At 51.1% G+C, this 16,288-nt stretch carries 17 protein-coding genes and 3 pseudogenes; 11 read left to right on the top strand and 9 right to left on the bottom strand.

The window, feature by feature from the left end:
• Positions 1–718, bottom strand: a 718-nt coding sequence (locus FDW87_RS11675) for a type IV pilus twitching motility protein PilT (RefSeq protein WP_252363129.1), incomplete at its 3' end; no start/stop codon positions are given.
• A gap of 17 nt (positions 719–735) precedes the next feature.
• On the opposite strand from FDW87_RS11675, the pseudogene FDW87_RS11670 reads away from it, so the two are divergent.
• Positions 736–906 (top strand): annotated as a pseudogene (locus FDW87_RS11670) (YggS family pyridoxal phosphate enzyme); the annotation flags it as partial.
• Between the two features lie 5 nt (positions 907–911).
• Here FDW87_RS11670 and FDW87_RS11665 read toward each other — a convergent pair.
• Both FDW87_RS11665 and FDW87_RS21060 read right to left on the bottom strand, forming a co-directional pair.
• The gene (locus FDW87_RS11665; RefSeq protein ID WP_137379780.1) at positions 912–1,331 is read right to left on the bottom strand and encodes a DUF3828 domain-containing protein; all 420 of its coding nucleotides are present in this window, start codon (positions 1,329–1,331) and stop codon (positions 912–914) included.
• A 515-nt stretch (positions 1,332–1,846) separates the two neighbouring features.
• A pseudogene (locus tag FDW87_RS21060) lies at positions 1,847–1,972 on the bottom strand (type IV pili twitching motility protein PilT); the annotation flags it as partial.
• A gap of 17 nt (positions 1,973–1,989) precedes the next feature.
• Between FDW87_RS21060 and FDW87_RS11655 the strand changes: the two are divergent.
• The 5 genes from FDW87_RS11655 to hemW are packed head-to-tail and all read left to right on the top strand — an operon-like array spanning position 1,990 to position 5,296.
• Entirely contained in the window at positions 1,990–2,694 is a 705-nt protein-coding gene (locus FDW87_RS11655; RefSeq protein ID WP_137379778.1) for a YggS family pyridoxal phosphate-dependent enzyme, read from the top strand.
• 18 nt (positions 2,695–2,712) lie between these two features.
• The gene (locus tag FDW87_RS11650) at positions 2,713–3,279 is read left to right on the top strand and encodes a YggT family protein (RefSeq protein WP_016154401.1); all 567 of its coding nucleotides are present in this window, start codon (positions 2,713–2,715) and stop codon (positions 3,277–3,279) included.
• Positions 3,276–3,566: a DUF167 family protein YggU gene (gene yggU, locus FDW87_RS11645; protein WP_005123286.1), complete on the top strand. Its 291-nt coding sequence runs from the start codon at positions 3,276–3,278 to the stop codon at positions 3,564–3,566. The genes FDW87_RS11650 and yggU overlap by 4 nt, the downstream gene beginning before the upstream one ends.
• A gap of 7 nt (positions 3,567–3,573) precedes the next feature.
• On the top strand, positions 3,574–4,167 hold the full coding sequence (locus FDW87_RS11640) for an XTP/dITP diphosphatase (RefSeq protein WP_016154402.1): 594 nt from the start codon (positions 3,574–3,576) through the stop codon (positions 4,165–4,167).
• Positions 4,160–5,296 (top strand): radical SAM family heme chaperone HemW, encoded by a 1,137-nt coding sequence (gene hemW / locus FDW87_RS11635; protein WP_049268552.1) that lies wholly within the window; start codon positions 4,160–4,162, stop codon positions 5,294–5,296. The genes FDW87_RS11640 and hemW overlap by 8 nt, the downstream gene beginning before the upstream one ends.
• 25 nt (positions 5,297–5,321) lie before the next feature.
• Here hemW and FDW87_RS23300 read toward each other — a convergent pair.
• From FDW87_RS23300 to trmB, 5 genes and pseudogenes are all read right to left on the bottom strand, one after another.
• Positions 5,322–5,434, bottom strand: a pseudogene (locus FDW87_RS23300) (DUF1202 family protein); the annotation flags it as partial.
• Positions 5,435–5,553: 119 nt separating this feature from the next.
• Complete coding sequence (gene ansB / locus FDW87_RS11625) at positions 5,554–6,600, bottom strand: L-asparaginase 2 (protein WP_016154404.1); 1,047 nt, start codon at positions 6,598–6,600, stop codon at positions 5,554–5,556.
• Between the two features lie 188 nt (positions 6,601–6,788).
• Positions 6,789–7,508, bottom strand: coding sequence for a DUF2884 domain-containing protein (locus tag FDW87_RS11620; protein ID WP_016157447.1), 720 nt, complete (start codon positions 7,506–7,508; stop codon positions 6,789–6,791).
• Positions 7,509–7,557: 49 nt separating this feature from the next.
• Positions 7,558–7,884, bottom strand: coding sequence for a YggL family protein (locus FDW87_RS11615; RefSeq protein ID WP_019077661.1), 327 nt, complete (start codon positions 7,882–7,884; stop codon positions 7,558–7,560).
• Positions 7,884–8,603, bottom strand: a complete 720-nt coding sequence (gene trmB, locus FDW87_RS11610; protein ID WP_016154407.1) for a tRNA (guanosine(46)-N7)-methyltransferase TrmB — start codon at positions 8,601–8,603, stop codon at positions 7,884–7,886. Before trmB ends, FDW87_RS11615 begins: the two co-directional genes overlap by 1 nt.
• A 160-nt stretch (positions 8,604–8,763) precedes the next feature.
• Between trmB and mutY the strand changes: the two genes are divergently transcribed.
• The 4 genes from mutY (at position 8,764) to FDW87_RS11590 (ending at position 12,766) form a co-directional block, all read left to right on the top strand.
• Positions 8,764–9,816: an A/G-specific adenine glycosylase gene (mutY, locus tag FDW87_RS11605; protein WP_137379777.1), complete on the top strand. Its 1,053-nt coding sequence runs from the start codon at positions 8,764–8,766 to the stop codon at positions 9,814–9,816.
• Positions 9,817–9,843: 27 nt separating this feature from the next.
• Positions 9,844–10,119: an oxidative damage protection protein gene (locus FDW87_RS11600; protein WP_049268550.1), complete on the top strand. Its 276-nt coding sequence runs from the start codon at positions 9,844–9,846 to the stop codon at positions 10,117–10,119.
• Between the two features lie 94 nt (positions 10,120–10,213).
• Entirely contained in the window at positions 10,214–11,299 is a 1,086-nt protein-coding gene (mltC, locus tag FDW87_RS11595) for a membrane-bound lytic murein transglycosylase MltC (RefSeq protein WP_016154410.1), read from the top strand.
• A 210-nt stretch (positions 11,300–11,509) separates the two neighbouring features.
• Positions 11,510–12,766, top strand: coding sequence for a nucleoside permease (locus FDW87_RS11590; RefSeq protein WP_016157449.1), 1,257 nt, complete (start codon positions 11,510–11,512; stop codon positions 12,764–12,766).
• Positions 12,767–12,821: 55 nt separating this feature from the next.
• Here the strand turns inward: FDW87_RS11590 and FDW87_RS11585 are convergent, their stop codons facing one another.
• Positions 12,822–14,957, bottom strand: coding sequence for an ornithine decarboxylase (locus FDW87_RS11585; protein WP_137379776.1), 2,136 nt, complete (start codon positions 14,955–14,957; stop codon positions 12,822–12,824).
• 468 nt (positions 14,958–15,425) lie between these two features.
• Between FDW87_RS11585 and FDW87_RS11575 the strand changes: the two genes are divergently transcribed.
• Positions 15,426–16,133 carry a DUF554 domain-containing protein gene (locus FDW87_RS11575; protein WP_016157451.1) on the top strand — a complete coding sequence of 236 codons (708 nt, stop codon included), beginning with the start codon at positions 15,426–15,428 and terminating at the stop codon, positions 16,131–16,133.
• The last annotated feature ends 155 nt before the right edge of the window (positions 16,134–16,288 follow it).

Below are 16,288 nucleotides of genomic sequence, written 5' to 3'. Positions count from 1 at the left end.
TGTCCACCAGCCGCGCGATGGCCTGCGCCGCCCCTCGCGTATGTAAGGTTGCCAACACCAGATGCCCGGTCTCCGCTGCCGTTAAGGCCAAACGAATAGTTTCCACGTCGCGCAGCTCGCCCAGCAAAATGACGTCGGGATCTTCGCGTAACGCGCCGCGCAAACCGGCAGCAAAAGAAGCGCAGTGTACGCCCACCTCCCGCTGTTGAATAAGACAACGCTGGCTGGTGTAGCGATATTCAATCGGATCTTCCAGCGTCAGAATATGCCCCGCAATATGTTGATTAAGGTACTCCACCATCGCCGCCAGGGTGGTTGATTTACCGCTGCCGGTGGCTCCAGTGACCAGAACTAATCCATTTTCACCGTGCAGCAGTTCAGGTATGGCCTCCGGGGTCTGAAGATCGTCTAAACGAGGACATTCAAGCGGTAGCAATCTTAGCGCCAGCGAGGTTCCCTGCTGATGAGCAAATGCGCTGGCGCGTAGACGCCGGGAGTCCGCCAGCGTAAGGGCAAAATCAATCTGCCCCTGTTCCCGCCACTGTACCTGTTGTTGCTCACTGAGCCAGCACGTCAGCAGATTCTCCACGTCAGGGGGAGTAAATGGTGCTATTTCGACTTTTCCACCTATGCGCCAGCGCGCAGGCCATGCATTGCACAGGTGTAGATCCGACACGTTATGCTTTACACTAAGGGCCACTATTTCTTCCATATTCATATGAACATCCTCGGAAAATGAACGATATCGCGCATAACCTGGCACATGTCCGGGACAAAATCTCAGCCGCCGCGACGCGTTGCGGGCGGTCTTCAGAAGAAGTTATGTTGCTTGCAGTTAGCAAAACCAAACCTGCGAGCGCCATCGAAGAAGCCATCGTCGCAGGATTATTTTCAATTGGTGAAAACAACGACTAATAGCGAGTAGTCACGCTCTTGATTTTCCATACACCTTTTTCTTCTACCATGCAGTCAATAACTTTTTGAGATGACTCACCTGTTCCAAATGTCAAATAGACATTGGTACAAATAGGATCAGCTATAATTAGATCAATACTAATATGCTTACTCCAGTCTTCATCGGCAAAATCCTGAACTTTTAGAAAATAATCCTCTTCAAGCTCATTGCTTTTATAAGCTTGCTTTAATTTATTCAATGTATCAATAATAACATAAGGCTCTAATGCCGTCGGATCATCTGCAACTGGGATGATATTATGAGCAATCTGCTTGATATACCAGGCATTGAATTTTAATGCCTGAGTATCAGCAGGTATTATTCCTGCCATAGCAAACGATGAGAATAGAAAAGTAAATAATATCAATCGTTTCATCAGTTATGCCTATAGAGTTTATACGAGGGCTGATTTTTACGATAACCAGGTCCGGGATACACACCATGTTCGATTGCTGCTGTTACTGCCCTGGCACAATAACCTGCAGCGTGCGCATGAGCATTATTCTTAACAAAATTTATAGCGGCTTCTTTATTCCACATTTGCAAAATCTCATTTATAAACGAAGAGTATGAAATATCACAAAGCGAACCATCACCTTGAACATTAAATGCTTCCAACTCTATTTATTGACATCACAAATATGCCCGCAATCTGTATTTTCGATGTGTATTTCTACTTAATAATAAATGAAGTCATAATATTTACCTTACCAAATATCTAATTTTTTGCTTTATTAGAAATAAATATCACCCCAAATTTTATAACTGTAGAATATTTACACTGGGGCAAACTGGAGCTGAATAAAACGAATTGAAAATCCTGTCAGTTAAATCTGTTTACGTCCTCCTACAGACTCACATTTTTATACTCAGCCTATCTGCAGCCTTACCAGGCGTAGTAAATGGTGCGGTTTCGACTTTTCCACGTATGCGCCAGCGCGCAGGCCATGCATTGCACAGGTGTAGATCCGACACGTTATGCTTTACACTAAGGGCCACTATTTCTTCCATATTCATATGAACATCCTCGGAAAATGAACGATATCGCGCATAACCTGGCACATGTCCGGGACAAAATCTCAGCCGCCGCGACGCGTTGCGGGCGGTCTTCAGAAGAAGTTATGTTGCTTGCAGTCAGCAAAACCAAACCTGCGAGCGCCATCGAAGAAGCCATGACCGCAGGGCAGCGTGCCTTCGGTGAAAACTATGTCCAGGAAGGGGTGGATAAGATCCGCTACTTTCAGGAAAAAGGCGTTAACGATCTGCAGTGGCACTTTATCGGCCCGCTGCAGTCGAACAAAAGTCGTCTGGTCGCTGAACATTTTGACTGGTGCCATACGATTGATCGTCTGCGTATCGCTGCCCGTCTGAGCGAACAGCGCCCGGCGGAACTGCCGCCGCTCAACGTGTTGATTCAGATTAATATCAGCGATGAGAACAGTAAGTCAGGTATTCCGCTTGCAGAGCTTGATGCACTGGCCGCTGAAGTCGCCGCGCTGCCACGCATTACCCTGCGTGGTTTGATGGCGATTCCGGCGCCAGAGTCAGATTATGTAAGGCAGTTTGAAGTTGCACAGCAAATGGCGGTAGCATTTGCCGGGTTGAAAACACGTTACCCAAGTATCGACACGCTCTCACTGGGGATGTCTGATGATATGGATGCCGCCATTGTGGCGGGTAGCACGATGGTGCGCATCGGCACTGCCATTTTTGGTGCTCGTGATTACACTAAAAAATAAGGAAAACTAAGGAACACCATGAATACGTTGACCTTCCTGCTCTCAACGGTAATTGAGCTGTATACCATGGCGCTGCTGCTGCGCGTGTGGATGCAATGGTCTCGCTGCGATTTCTACAACCCGTTCTCGCAGTTTATTGTGAAAATCACTCAGCCCATTATTGGGCCGTTACGCCGTATCATTCCCCCGATGGGGCCAATTGACAGCGCATCGGCATTAGTTGCGCTCGTTCTGAGCTTTATCAAGGCCATCGTGCTGTTTAAGGTGGTTACGTTCCAGCCGATCATCTGGATCGCCGCCGTGCTGATTGTCCTGAAGACTATCGGACTGCTGATTTTCTGGGTTCTGCTGGTGATGGCGATTATGAGCTGGGTCAGCCAGGGCCGCAGCCCTGTGGAGTACGTGCTAATTCAACTGGCGGATCCGCTGCTGCGTCCTATTCGTCGCTTACTTCCAGGCATGGGCGGGATCGATTTCTCGCCAATGATCCTGGTTCTGCTGCTGTATGTCATTAACATGGGCATCGCAGAAGTGTTACAGGCGACAGGTAACATGCTGCTGCCGGGGCTGTGGATGGCGCTATGAGTGCCGTTACCCCCTGCGATGACGGTCTGGTTTTACGGCTCTACATTCAGCCTAAAGCCAGCCGTGACAGTATTGTAGGTTTACATGGCGACGAACTAAAAGTCGCCATTACCGCCCCACCGGTTGATGGGCAAGCCAATAGCCATCTGGTGAAGTTTCTCGGCAAACAGTTCCGCGTGGCAAAAAGCCAGGTCGTCATTGAGAAGGGCGAGCTTGGTCGTCACAAACAGGTTAAAATCATTCATCCGCAACAGATCCCGCCCGAAATTGCGGCGCTAACTGATTAGGTATCCCATGCAAAAAGTTGTCCTCGCGACCGGCAACGCCGGTAAAGTGCGTGAACTCGCCTCTCTTCTGAGTGATTTCGGTCTTGATGTTGTCGCTCAAACGGATCTGGGTGTTGATTCTGCAGAAGAGACCGGGCTGACGTTTATTGAGAACGCCATTCTGAAGGCACGTCATGCCGCGCAAATTACCGGTTTACCCGCCATTGCTGATGACTCTGGTCTGGCGGTAAATGCCCTTGGCGGCGCGCCGGGCATCTATTCAGCCCGCTATTCCGGCGAAGATGCAACCGATCAGCAGAACCTGGAAAAACTGCTCCACACCCTGCAGGATGTTCCTGATGACAAGCGCCAGGCACAATTCCACTGCGTGCTGGTGTATATGCGCCATGCAGACGATCCAACACCTGTGGTTTGCCACGGACGCTGGCCGGGCGTTATTGCCCGTGAACCTGCCGGAAACGGTGGTTTTGGCTACGACCCAATCTTCTTTGTGCCCTCTGAAGGGAAAACCGCCGCCGAACTGACCCGCGAAGAAAAGAGCGCGATTTCTCACCGCGGACAAGCGCTGAAGCTGCTGCTGGATGCCCTGCGTAATGGTTAAGCTTCCGCCGTTAAGTCTTTACATTCACATCCCGTGGTGCGTGCAGAAATGCCCGTACTGCGACTTCAACTCGCATGCGCTAAAAGGCGAAGTCCCTCATGACGACTATGTGCAGCATCTGCTGAGCGATCTGGATTCTGAGGTGGCCCACGCCCAGGGCCGTGAGGTAAAGACGATTTTTATCGGTGGTGGTACGCCGAGCCTGCTTTCTGGCCCGGCAATGCAAACGCTGCTCGACGGCGTGCGCGCACGGCTGAATCTCGCCGCAGATGCAGAAGTCACGATGGAGGCGAATCCCGGTACGGTGGAAGCCGATCGCTTTGTGGATTATCAACGTGCTGGCGTAAACCGTATCTCCATTGGTGTACAGAGCTTTAGCTCCACCAAACTCGAACGTCTGGGACGTATTCACGGGCCGGAAGAAGCCAAACGTGCAGCGCACCTGGCGAGCGGTCTGGGACTACGCAGCTTTAACCTCGACCTGATGCACGGTTTACCGGATCAGACGCTGGAAGAGGCGCTGGGCGATTTACAGCAGGCCATCGCGCTCAACCCGCCGCATCTTTCCTGGTATCAGTTGACCATCGAGCCGAATACGCTGTTCGGGTCCCGACCACCGGTATTACCGGACGACGACGCGCTGTGGGATATTTTTGAGCAAGGCCACCAGTTGCTGACCGCCGCGGGGTATCAGCAGTACGAAACCTCAGCCTACGCCAGACCGGGTTATCAGTGTCAGCACAACCTAAATTACTGGCGTTTTGGCGACTACTTAGGCATTGGTTGCGGCGCGCACGGCAAAGTCACTTTCCCTGACGGTCGCATCCTGCGCACTACCAAAACGCGACATCCGCGCGGATACATGCAAGGACGTTATCTGGAAAGCCAGCGAGATGTCGCCGAGGCCGATAAGCCGTTTGAGTTCTTTATGAACCGTTTCCGGCTGCTGGAAGCCGCGCCTCGCGCGGAGTTCACGCAATATACCGGGCTTATCGAAGACGTTATTCGTCGACAGATCGATGAGGCCATTGCCCAGGGCTACCTGAGTGAATGCGATGAATACTGGCAGATTACCCAACACGGTAAGCTATTTTTGAATTCGCTGCTGGAGCTGTTTCTGGCTGAGTGATGCTCGATGCGCCCACGGGCGCATTATTGACAGGTGTGTCTTTAGTGGCCAGCATGGCGGAAAACTTTACAGGATGGCCTTTCGTCCAGGTCTTTCAAAACTTTTATAATCCCCGACCATTCCCACTAAGGTGTATAAATATGCAAAATAACGATCGGCAATCATCATAACCACAAAAATGATGAGTGAATTAATCGTTACGCATATTCAGAAGATTTTGAGAAAACGCCCCAGTCGAATGACCGGGGCCGGAGTGATTAATACTGATTAAACATTTCCTGGATCTGCTTAGGATCCTTGGTTTGGGTCAGAGCCAGTTGCAGCAGAACACGCGCTTTTTGCGGGTTCAGAGAGCCTGAAGCCACAAATCCGTATTTCGCATCATCAACTTCAGCATCCTGGGTGGTGGCGCCCGTTGGTACACGGGATGAGCGCACCACAACAGTACCTTTATGCGCGGCAGTTGCCAGCGTATCGAAAATAGTTTTATACAGGTTACCGTTACCTACACCCGCACTGACGATCCCGGCGTAACCCGCGTCTACCAATGCTTTGGCTGGCAGATCGGAGGCGTTAGCGTAGTTGTAAACAATCCCAACTTTCGGCAGCTCGGTCAGCTTAGATACATCGAACGGCGTGGATGTGGTGTGCTTACGCGCAGGCGTACGCTGGTAGTCGATTTTACCGTTATGGATATACCCCAGCGGACCATAGTTAACGGATTTGAAAGTAGCGACATCCGTAGTGTTAGTTTTGGTCACGTCGCGACCATCCATAACGGTGTCGTTCATCACCACCAGCACACCACGGTTGGCAGAGGCTTTGTCTGCGGCGGTTACCACGGCGTTATACAGGTTGAAAGGGCCATCAGCGCTCATACCTGTAGACGGACGCATTGCGCCGACCAGCACCACCGGCTTGTTGCATTTGACGGTGAGATCGAGGAAATAGGCGGTTTCTTCCATGGTATCCGTACCATGTGTTACCACGAAGCCGTCAGTTTTATCACACTCGGTATTAATCTTTTTCGCCAGCGTTAGCCAGACTTCGTCATTCATATCCTGGGAGCCGATGTTCACCACCTGCTCGCCTTTCACAACGGCGATATCTTTCAACTGAGGTACGGCATCAACCAAATTTTCTACGCCGACTTTGCCTGCCGTGTAGTTAGATTTTGTTGCGGAGTCACCGCCGCCGGCAATCGTCCCGCCGGTAGCTAAAATAGTGATGTTTGGCAGTGCAAGCGCCGCGCCGCTGAAACCCATAACTAGTGCGGCAAGTGCCGTTCTCTTGAAAAACTCCATGTTATTTCTCCAGTTACTTGAATTTGCAGCATTATGTCTATCTTACAGATGAATAATGTGACGCCATCCAATTAACCAGATTTATATCTCCATCAAATTGTTATTCTTAGAGATGGATATCAAAAAAACAGAAAAGTACAAAATAAAACGGCACAGAATGTTTCTGTGCCGTTAAAAAGAGGTGAAGATTATTTCAGAGTGCTAACCAGCGTTTTACGATCGTTTTCCAGCGTCACGACGCGGGCACAAACATCTTTGCCAAACTGCTGGAAGTCTTGTTCCTGATTCTTCCATTCGTTCTGAATTGAGGTTTGCAAACCTCCGAGGCTTCCGAGCACGCCCTGCAGCGGATTACCACCGCCTTTGAGCACGGCTTTCGCCCCCATCTCGTTGATGCTGTCCTGCAAAATACCGCCCATCGCCTGATTGACCAGCTGTTGTCCATCCGCGCGAACCTGATCAATCGCCTTATAATGGAAGGTCAGGCCGTCAGTGCGATGCTCAATAATGCGGTTCATCTGCTCTTTCAATTGCGCATCCAGCTTAGTTAAGCGGCCACGCATGTTGCTGCTTTCGCCGACCTCTTTGGCGATGATTTTATCCAGCGCTACGCGACCTTTCTCCACGCGCGCTCTGGCACCTTCGTCAATCCACGGCAGGCTGCTACGCAACGCCGCCTGATAATCTTTAGCCTGCTCACGCTGCGCGGCGTTCAGGTTGTACTGTTTACCGTTAAAGGTGACATCACCGGCCTGGGTAATGACCAGGTTGCCGTTCTCACCCTTCACCTGTACCGTTTGTGGACTCAAAATCACATCGTCACGCGGGGTGACGCTGCACTGATAATCAGCATGTGCGGCCATCGCCGTGAACGTTAGGACTGCCGCCAGCAGCGTTTTGCGCATCATATCTTTCCCTCAATACAAATTGGGCCGGCATTTGCCGACCCTTTGCTACTTAGTCCCACCAAATATCGAAAAGTTCGCTGGTGCGCACTTCTTCGAGTTTGCGCTCTTCCAGCCACTTACGCACGATAGCCTGATGTTCTTCGGTGCATTTGCCGATTTCCTGCAGACAGATCAGACCTTCCCAGGCCAGATAGCCGCTGCCGTCAAAGGCCAGCTTGTTCGGTTCGATAACTTCATTGATAAAATCATCAACGATTTGATCGACCTGCTCTCCAGATGTACCTTCCGGGAAACGCCATGCAACCGAAAATCCTACTTCCTGGAATTCGTCGATGTGCATTTTTTTACGCAGACGACGGCTACGGTTCTTTGCCATTATTTCACCCTCTCGAACATTAAGTCCCATACGCCGTGGCCAAGACGATGACCACGTTGTTCAAATTTGGTTACCGGGCGCGATTCCGGGCGCGGTACGTAATCGTTACTCTCTGACTGGTTTTTATACCCGTCAATCGATGACATCACTTCAAGCATGTGCTCCGCATAGGCTTCCCAGTCGGTTGCCATGTGGAACACGCCGCCCAGCTTCAGCTTGCTTAAGATATGCTCAGCAAACGGTACCTGAACGATACGGCGTTTATTATGACGTGCTTTATGCCACGGGTCAGGGAAAAACAGCTGAACCATAGATAAAGAATTGTCAGGAATCATTTTATGCAGGACTTCGACGGCATCATGGCACATGACACGCAGGTTCTCGACGCCCTCTTCATGAGCTGAAGCCAGACACGCGCCAACGCCCGGTGAGTGAACCTCAATGCCGAGGAAATTTTGCTCCGGACGCGCTTTCGCCATCGCCACCAGCGAAGCCCCCATACCAAAACCAATTTCAAGCGTGACTGGCGCATCGCGACCAAACAGCGCAGCGAAATCCACAGGTTCTTCGCTGAACTCAACGCCCATCACCGGCCAGTAGTTTTCCAGCGCGTGTTCCTGCCCTTTCGTCAGTCGCCCCTGGCGACGAACAAAACTACGAATCCGGCGCAGAGGGCGGCCGTTTTCATCAAATTCCGGTGAAATGACGTCGTTCTTCATAAAAGTTTAGTCTGCTGTGTTTGAGTTCTGAAAACGGGCATTATCCAAAGTTAGTTGCCGGATGCAAGTAAAGGAAGAAAGTGAGCAGCGGAAAGTTCCGGTTTACACCCCGTTGCCGCTGTGCTGCAATCTTGCCCCCGGCAATAATGAAACGGTAATCATGCAAGCGTCTCAATTCTCGGCTCAGGTTTTGAGCTGGTACGACAAATACGGGCGGAAAACGCTGCCCTGGCAAATTGATAAGACGCCTTACAAAGTATGGCTCTCTGAGGTGATGCTGCAACAAACTCAGGTTGCGACCGTTATCCCCTACTTTGAGCGCTTTATGGCGCGCTTCCCAACGGTAACGGATTTAGCCCATGCGCCGCTGGATGAAGTCCTGCATTTATGGACCGGGCTGGGCTATTACGCCCGAGCGCGTAATCTGCATAAAGCCGCGCAACAGGTTGTGACGCTGCACGGCGGCTCATTCCCGCAAACCTTTGATGAAGTGGCCGCCCTGCCAGGCGTCGGACGTTCAACTGCAGGCGCGATCCTTTCTCTCTCCCTGGGTCAGCATTTTCCGATTCTTGACGGTAACGTCAAACGAGTGCTGGCTCGCTGTTATGCTGTAAGCGGCTGGCCGGGTAAAAAAGAGGTCGAAAAGAAACTGTGGGAGTTGAGTGAGCAGGTTACGCCAGCCCATGGGGTTGAGCGGTTTAATCAGGCGATGATGGATTTAGGCGCCATGGTCTGTACGCGCTCAAAACCCAAATGTTCCCTGTGTCCGTTGGAAAATGGCTGTGTGGCGAGCGCCAATGCAAGCTGGGCGCTGTACCCAGGTAAAAAACCCAAACAGACATTACCAGAACGGACGGGCTATTTTTTACTGATGCAGCATGAAAACGAGGTGTTGCTCGCGCAGCGACCACCCAGCGGCTTATGGGGTGGCTTATACTGTTTTCCGCAGTTTGATGATGAGGATGGGCTACGCGACTGGCTGGCGCAACGGCAAATTAACGCAGATAATCTGACCCAACTTAATGCGTTTCGCCATACCTTTAGCCATTTCCACTTAGATATTGTGCCTATGTGGCTTCCCGTGTCCTCATTCACCTCATGCATGGATGAAGGCAACGCGCTCTGGTATAACTTAGGGCAACCGCCGTCGGTCGGACTGGCGGCCCCCGTGGAGCGTTTGTTACAGCAATTACGTGCCGGCACACAGGTTTAACGTACCGGTCGATAAAGAGGATTTTTTATGAGCAGAACAATTTTTTGCACTTTCCTGCAACGCGAAGCAGAAGGACAGGATTTTCAGCTGTACCCGGGCGATCTGGGAAAACGCATATATAACGAGATTTCTAAAGAAGCATGGGCGCAATGGCAACAAAAACAAACCATGCTGATTAACGAGAAGAAACTCAATATGATGAACGTTGAACACCGTAAGTTACTGGAACAGGAGATGATTAACTTCCTGTTTGAAGGTAAGGATGTGCATATTGAAGGCTATACGCCTGAAGAAAAAAAATAAGCATCGCTTGCTGGCAATCTCGTAGGCCGGATAGGGTGCTTGCACCGCCATCCGGCAAAACGATACAACAACAAACACAACACGCACTCCCGGAATGATGAAAAAATTTCTCGCGCTTGCCGTTATCGCGCCGTTGCTCATCTCCTGTTCCAGTTCGACCAAAAAAGGCGACTCCTATAACGAAGCCTGGGTCAAGGATACCAACGGTTTTGATATTCTGATGGGGCAATTTGCCCATAACATTGAGAATCTGTGGGGATTTAAGGAAGTGCTGATTGCGGGTCCGAAGGACTACGTAAAGTATACCGATCAGTATCAAACCCGCAGCCATATCAATTTTGATGACGGTACGATAACCGTCGAGACCATTGCCGGGACAGATCCCGCCGGACATCTGCGTCTAGCGATTATCAAGACGTTGCTGATGGGCGATGATCCGGGTTCTATCGACCTCTATTCCGATGTCGACGACATTAAGATTTCCAAAGAGCCGTTCCTGTACGGGCAGGTAGTCGATAATACCGGCCAGCCTATTCGTTGGGAGGGACGTGCAACCAACTTTGCCAACTACCTGCTACAAACGCGACTGAAAAAGCGCAGCAATGGCTTGCGTATCATCTATAGCGTGACGATCAATCTGGTCCCGAACCACCTTGATAAGCGCGCGCATAAATACGTCGGCATGGTACGTCAGGCTTCACGTAAGTATGGCGTCGACGAGTCACTGATTCTGGCCATCATGCAAACCGAATCCTCGTTTAACCCGTATGCGGTCAGCCATGCCGATGCGCTGGGACTCATGCAGGTGGTACAACACAGCGCCGGAAAAGATGTGTTCCGTTCGCAGGGGCGCTCAGGCACGCCAAGCCGTAGCTTCTTGTTTGACCCGGCCAGCAACATTGATACCGGTACTGCCTATCTGGCAATGCTGAATAATGTCTATTTGGGCGGCATTGATAATCCGACCTCGCGTCGCTATGCGGTGATCACCGCGTATAACGGCGGTGCGGGCAGCGTGCTGCGCGTGTTCTCGAACGATAAAATTCAGGCCGCAAACATCATTAACAGCATGTCCCCTGGGGACGTTTATCAAACGCTGACCACCCGACACCCATCTGCTGAATCACGCCGATATCTTTACAAGGTCAATTCCGCACAAAAATCATATCGTCGCCGCTAATGTATCCCTCTCTTGCCCCCTAAAACGGGGGCCTGAAGAGGGAAAAACGTTAACTCCATCACTGTTTTGCTTTGCAATCCGAAATTGTTTGCAAATATTTGTCACAGGTAACAAAAAAAGAGTGCCTCTCGTTGATAGAATCACATCATATAGCCACGGCAAATGTGCCTTTTAAAACATTCATCCGCATTACGGTGTGAGGAAATTAACATGAATCTTAAGCTGCAGCTGAAAGTTCTCTCGTTTCTGCAGTTCTGCTTATGGGGTAGTTGGCTCACTACCCTCGGCTCCTATATGTTTGTCACCCTTAAATTTGATGGTGCATCCATTGGCGCGGTGTACAGCTCGCTGGGGATCGCCGCCGTGTTTATGCCTACGCTGTTAGGGATCGTGGCTGACAAATGGATCAGTGCGAAATGGGTGTACACCATTTGTCACCTGGTCGGCGCAGCAACGCTGTTCGCCGCAGCCGAAGTCACCACGCCAGGCGCCATGTTCTTTGTGATCTTGCTTAACTCCCTGGCCTATATGCCAACGTTGGGGTTAATCAACACCATCTCTTACTATCGCCTGCAATCAGCCGGGATGGATATTGTTACAGACTTCCCGCCAATCCGTATCTGGGGCACCATCGGCTTTATTCTGGCGATGTGGGCGGTAAGCTTCTCCGGCTTTGAACTGAGCCATATGCAGCTGTATATCGGCGCGACGCTGTCCGTCGTATTGGCGCTGTTCACCCTGACGCTGCCGCATATCCCAGTCGCCAATCAGCAGAAAAACCAGAGCTGGTCTTCCATGTTGGGCCTGGATGCCTTCGCGTTGTTTAAAAACAAGCGTATGGCGATTTTCTTCATCTTCTCTATGATGCTGGGCGCAGAGCTGCAAATTACCAATATGTTCGGTAATACCTTCCTGCACAGCTTCGATAACAATCCGCTGTTCTCCGGCAGCTTCATCGTTGAACACGCGTCGGTGATGATGTCGATTTCGCAGATCTCCGAGACGCTGTTTATCCTGACCATCCCGTTCTTCTTAAGCCGTTACGGTATTAAGAACGTGATGCTTATCAGTATCGTGGCGTGGATGCTGCGCTTTGGCCTGTTTGCCTACGGCGATCCAACACCGTTTGGTACCGTGCTGCTGGTTCTGTCGATGATTGTTTACGGCTGCGCCTTCGACTTCTTCAACATCTCTGGCTCCGTGTTTGTAGAGAAAGAAGTTCGCCCTGAAATCCGCGCCAGCGCACAAGGCATGTTCCTGATGATGACCAACGGCTTCGGTTGTATTCTGGGCGGTCTGGTGAGCGGTAAAGTAGTTGAACACTATACGCTGAACGGTATTACCGATTGGCAGACCGTGTGGCTGATCTTCGCAGGTTACTCGCTGGTTCTGGCTTTTGCCTTCGTTGCGCTGTTTAAATACAAACACGTACGCGTTCCGGCAGGCGCCCAGACTATCGCGCACTAATCTTTATTGATTAAATAGGGTCACCTGATGGTGGCCCTATTTGGTCAGATGACGCTTACTTCAGAACATATCCATACAGACGTTTAATACCGTCTGCATCCGTTTCACTGTAAACCCCTTGCAGCTCCGGCGAGAAGCCCGGCAGCAGGTTTATGCCCTCTTCCAATGCCAGGAAGTAACGTTGCACCGCCCCGCCCCATACTTCGCCCGGTACCACGCACAGTACGCCCGGAGGATAAGGCAGTGCGCCTTCTGCCGCAATGCGACCAGCGGCATCACAAATACGCACCAGTTCAACATCACCGCGGATAAAGGCACTGTTAGCATCCTGCGGGTTCATCGCCACGGCAGGCAAACTCTCCTGACGGAACATCGCTTTTTGCAGATCTTTCACATCAAAGCTGACGTACAGTGAGTGCATCTCCTGACACAGTTCACGCAGCGTGTAATCCCGGTAACGTACCGGATACTTGTTGAAGATGGTGGGCAGTACGTTTGCCAGCGGCGTATCGTCTTCAATATGCTGTTCAAACTGCGCCAGCATCGCGACCAGTTGCGCCAGTTTCTCAGCGCTTTCTGCCGGGGTCAGCAGGAACAGAATCGAGTTAAGGTCGCATTTCTCCGGCACGATACCGTTTTCACGCAGATAATGCGCCAAAATCGTCGCCGGAATACCAAACTCAGTATATTGCCCAGTTTGCGCATCAATGCCCGGAGTGGTTAACAGCAGTTTGCAGGGATCGACAAAATACTGGTCGCGTGCATATCCAGAAAAACCATGCCATTTAGCACCAGGTTCAAAGCTAAAGAAGCGACGCTCGCTGGCAATCACCTGTGTCGGATAGCTTTCCCACGGTTTGCCATCTACTACCGGAGGAATAAACGGTTGAAGCAGCTTACAGCGGGTAATAATCGCTTTGCGGGCCTCGATCCCCAGCGTCACACATTCCGCCCATAGCCGACGGCCGCTCTCGCCTTCATGGATTTTGGCGTTAACGTCCAGCGCCGCAAACAGCGGGTAAAACGGGCTGGTGGAAGCATGCAGCATAAACGCATTGTTCAGACGCTTATGCGGGCAGAAGCGCGCCTGGCCGCGAATATGGTTATCCTTTTTATGGATCTGCGAGGTTTGCGAGAATCCGGCCTGCTGTTTGTGTACCGACTGAGTGACAAAAATCCCCGGATCGTTAGCATTGAGCTCCAGCAGCAGCGGTGAACCATCGGCCATCATCGGAATAAATTGCTCGTAACCGACCCATGCGGAATCAAACAGGATGTAATCGCACAGGTGACCGATCTTGTCGATCACCTGCCGGGCGTTGTAGATCGTACCGTCATAGGTACCCAACTGAATGATCGCCAGACGGAACGGGCGCGGTTGATCAGCCTTTTGCGGCGCAACTTCTCGAAGTTGCTGGCGCAGATACTCCTCATCAAAGCAGTGCTCATCAATGCCGCCAATAAAGCCAAACGGATTACGCGCCGCTTCCAGATAAACCGGCGTAGCACCCGCCTGGATCAGCGCCCCGTGGTGGTTCGATTTATGATTATTGCGGTCAAACAGCACCAGATCGCCGCGCGTCAGCAGCGCATTGGTGACCACTTTATTGGCCGCAGAGGTCCCATTCAGCACAAAGTAGGTTTTATCCGCGTGGAAAACTTTCGCGGCAAATTTCTGCGCATGTTTCGCTGATCCTTCATGAATCAACAGATCGCCAAGCTTAACGTCAGCGTTGCACATATCCGCGCGAAACAGATTCTCACCAAAGAACTCATAGAAATGTCGGCCCGCAGGATGCTTCTTAAAAAACTCACCGTGTTGGTGTCCCGGGCAGGCAAACGTGCTGTTCCCCATTTCGACATACTGGGTAAGCGTGTCATAGAACGGCGGCAGCAGCTCTTCCTCATACTGACAGGCAGCAGATTCCAGCTCCAGCCAGTCCTGAGCCTGACCGCGAATTACCGCATTAACGCCCGCAGGCATATCAACATCAGACTCTGCGAACAGAAACACAGGTAGATGAAAACCGGTGCGTTTCAGCAAAGCCAGGATCCCACTGCGGCTGTCCGCAACGGTAATGACGACTGCCGCAACGTCAGTAAAATCAGTACTGTCCAGCGACACCACCTGACGATGGCTGGACAGACGAGAAACCAGTTCACTACTGGCGGCAATTTTCATTGATTTCATAAGCGCAATAACCCGTTTCGGGAAAATCAAAAGTCCCGGACAACGCCGCATGGCTTTGCCCACGAAATGACAGGTCAAACTGGTTACCAGCCCCGCCCGCCAGACATCAGTAAAAGCAGATAGCCTCTGATTTTACTGTTATCCTGCAGTGAGCGTGCGCTGCCCTCACCGCATGGTGGGAGCGTAAAGATAAGTCGCGGGAAGGGGCAAACGTCGCGCAAAAAGGCGATGTTGAAGGCGATGTAGGGGGAGTAATATCATCCCAGGCAGCCCCATTCAGACAGAAGAAAATTCGCGCAATCATGGCACCTTTCACTTACAGGCGCAAGATAAAATCCTGTGCGAAAACCTTACAGATAAGCCAGTATTTCGTCTGAAAGTTGCGGCATAATAATGCAATCTGAAACATAATTTCACCCAGCTAATTGCCTTTAGTATCAAGACGATGATGGGTAAGCAGGAGCAAATGTGGTAATCGGACCCTTTATTAATGCCAGCGCTATTTTATTTGGTGGCATTCTCGGCGCGCTGCTCAGCCAGCATATACCAGAACGCATTCGGGTCTCCATGACCTCTATTTTCGGGCTGGCCTCGTTAGGGATTGGTATCTTGCTGGTTATCAAATGCGCCAATCTACCGGTGATGGTTCTGGCAACGCTCGTCGGCGCGTTAATTGGCGAGTTTTGTCATCTGGAAAAAGGGATCAATGCTGCGGTAGCCAAAGCGCAGCAGCTTTTCACCCGCTCGGACGCCAACGTAACGCACGAATCCTTTATTCAAAGCTATGTGGCTATCATTGTGCTGTTTTGCGCCAGCGGTACCGGGATCTTCGGTGCGATACATGAAGGGATGACCGGCGACCCGAATATTTTAATCGCCAAGTCATTTTTGGATTTCTTCACGGCCATCATTTTTGCCTGCTCATTAGGAATCGCGGTATCCGCCATTTGCATGCCGATGCTGGCAATCCAGTTAACGCTTGCCACCTGTGCAGCACTGATTTTACCCCTGACGACGCCAGCTATGATGGCCGATTTCAGCGCCGTAGGCGGTCTATTGCTGCTGGCAACCGGTTTGCGTATTTGCGGCATCAAGATGTTTGCGGTTGTGAATATGCTTCCTGCCCTGCTGCTGGCAATGCCGCTTTCCGCCGCCTGGACGGCATTTTTTGGCTGAGAATGCGTGCATTAGCAGCAATGTGGTGATAGATTGTGCAGTCTGCATTGATTTGAAGAAATTTCGTTGACGAAGCGAAGCGAATCGGGTTTAATGCGCCTCGTTGCCCGGATAGCTCAGTCGGTAGAGCAGGGGATTGAAAATCCCCGTGTCCT

This window comes from Citrobacter sp. wls826, assembly GCF_005281245.1.
Classification (GTDB): domain Bacteria; phylum Pseudomonadota; class Gammaproteobacteria; order Enterobacterales; family Enterobacteriaceae; genus Citrobacter; species Citrobacter braakii.
Note: the sequence above shows the minus strand (reverse complement) of the source record. Positions and strands in the feature narration are given on the sequence as shown.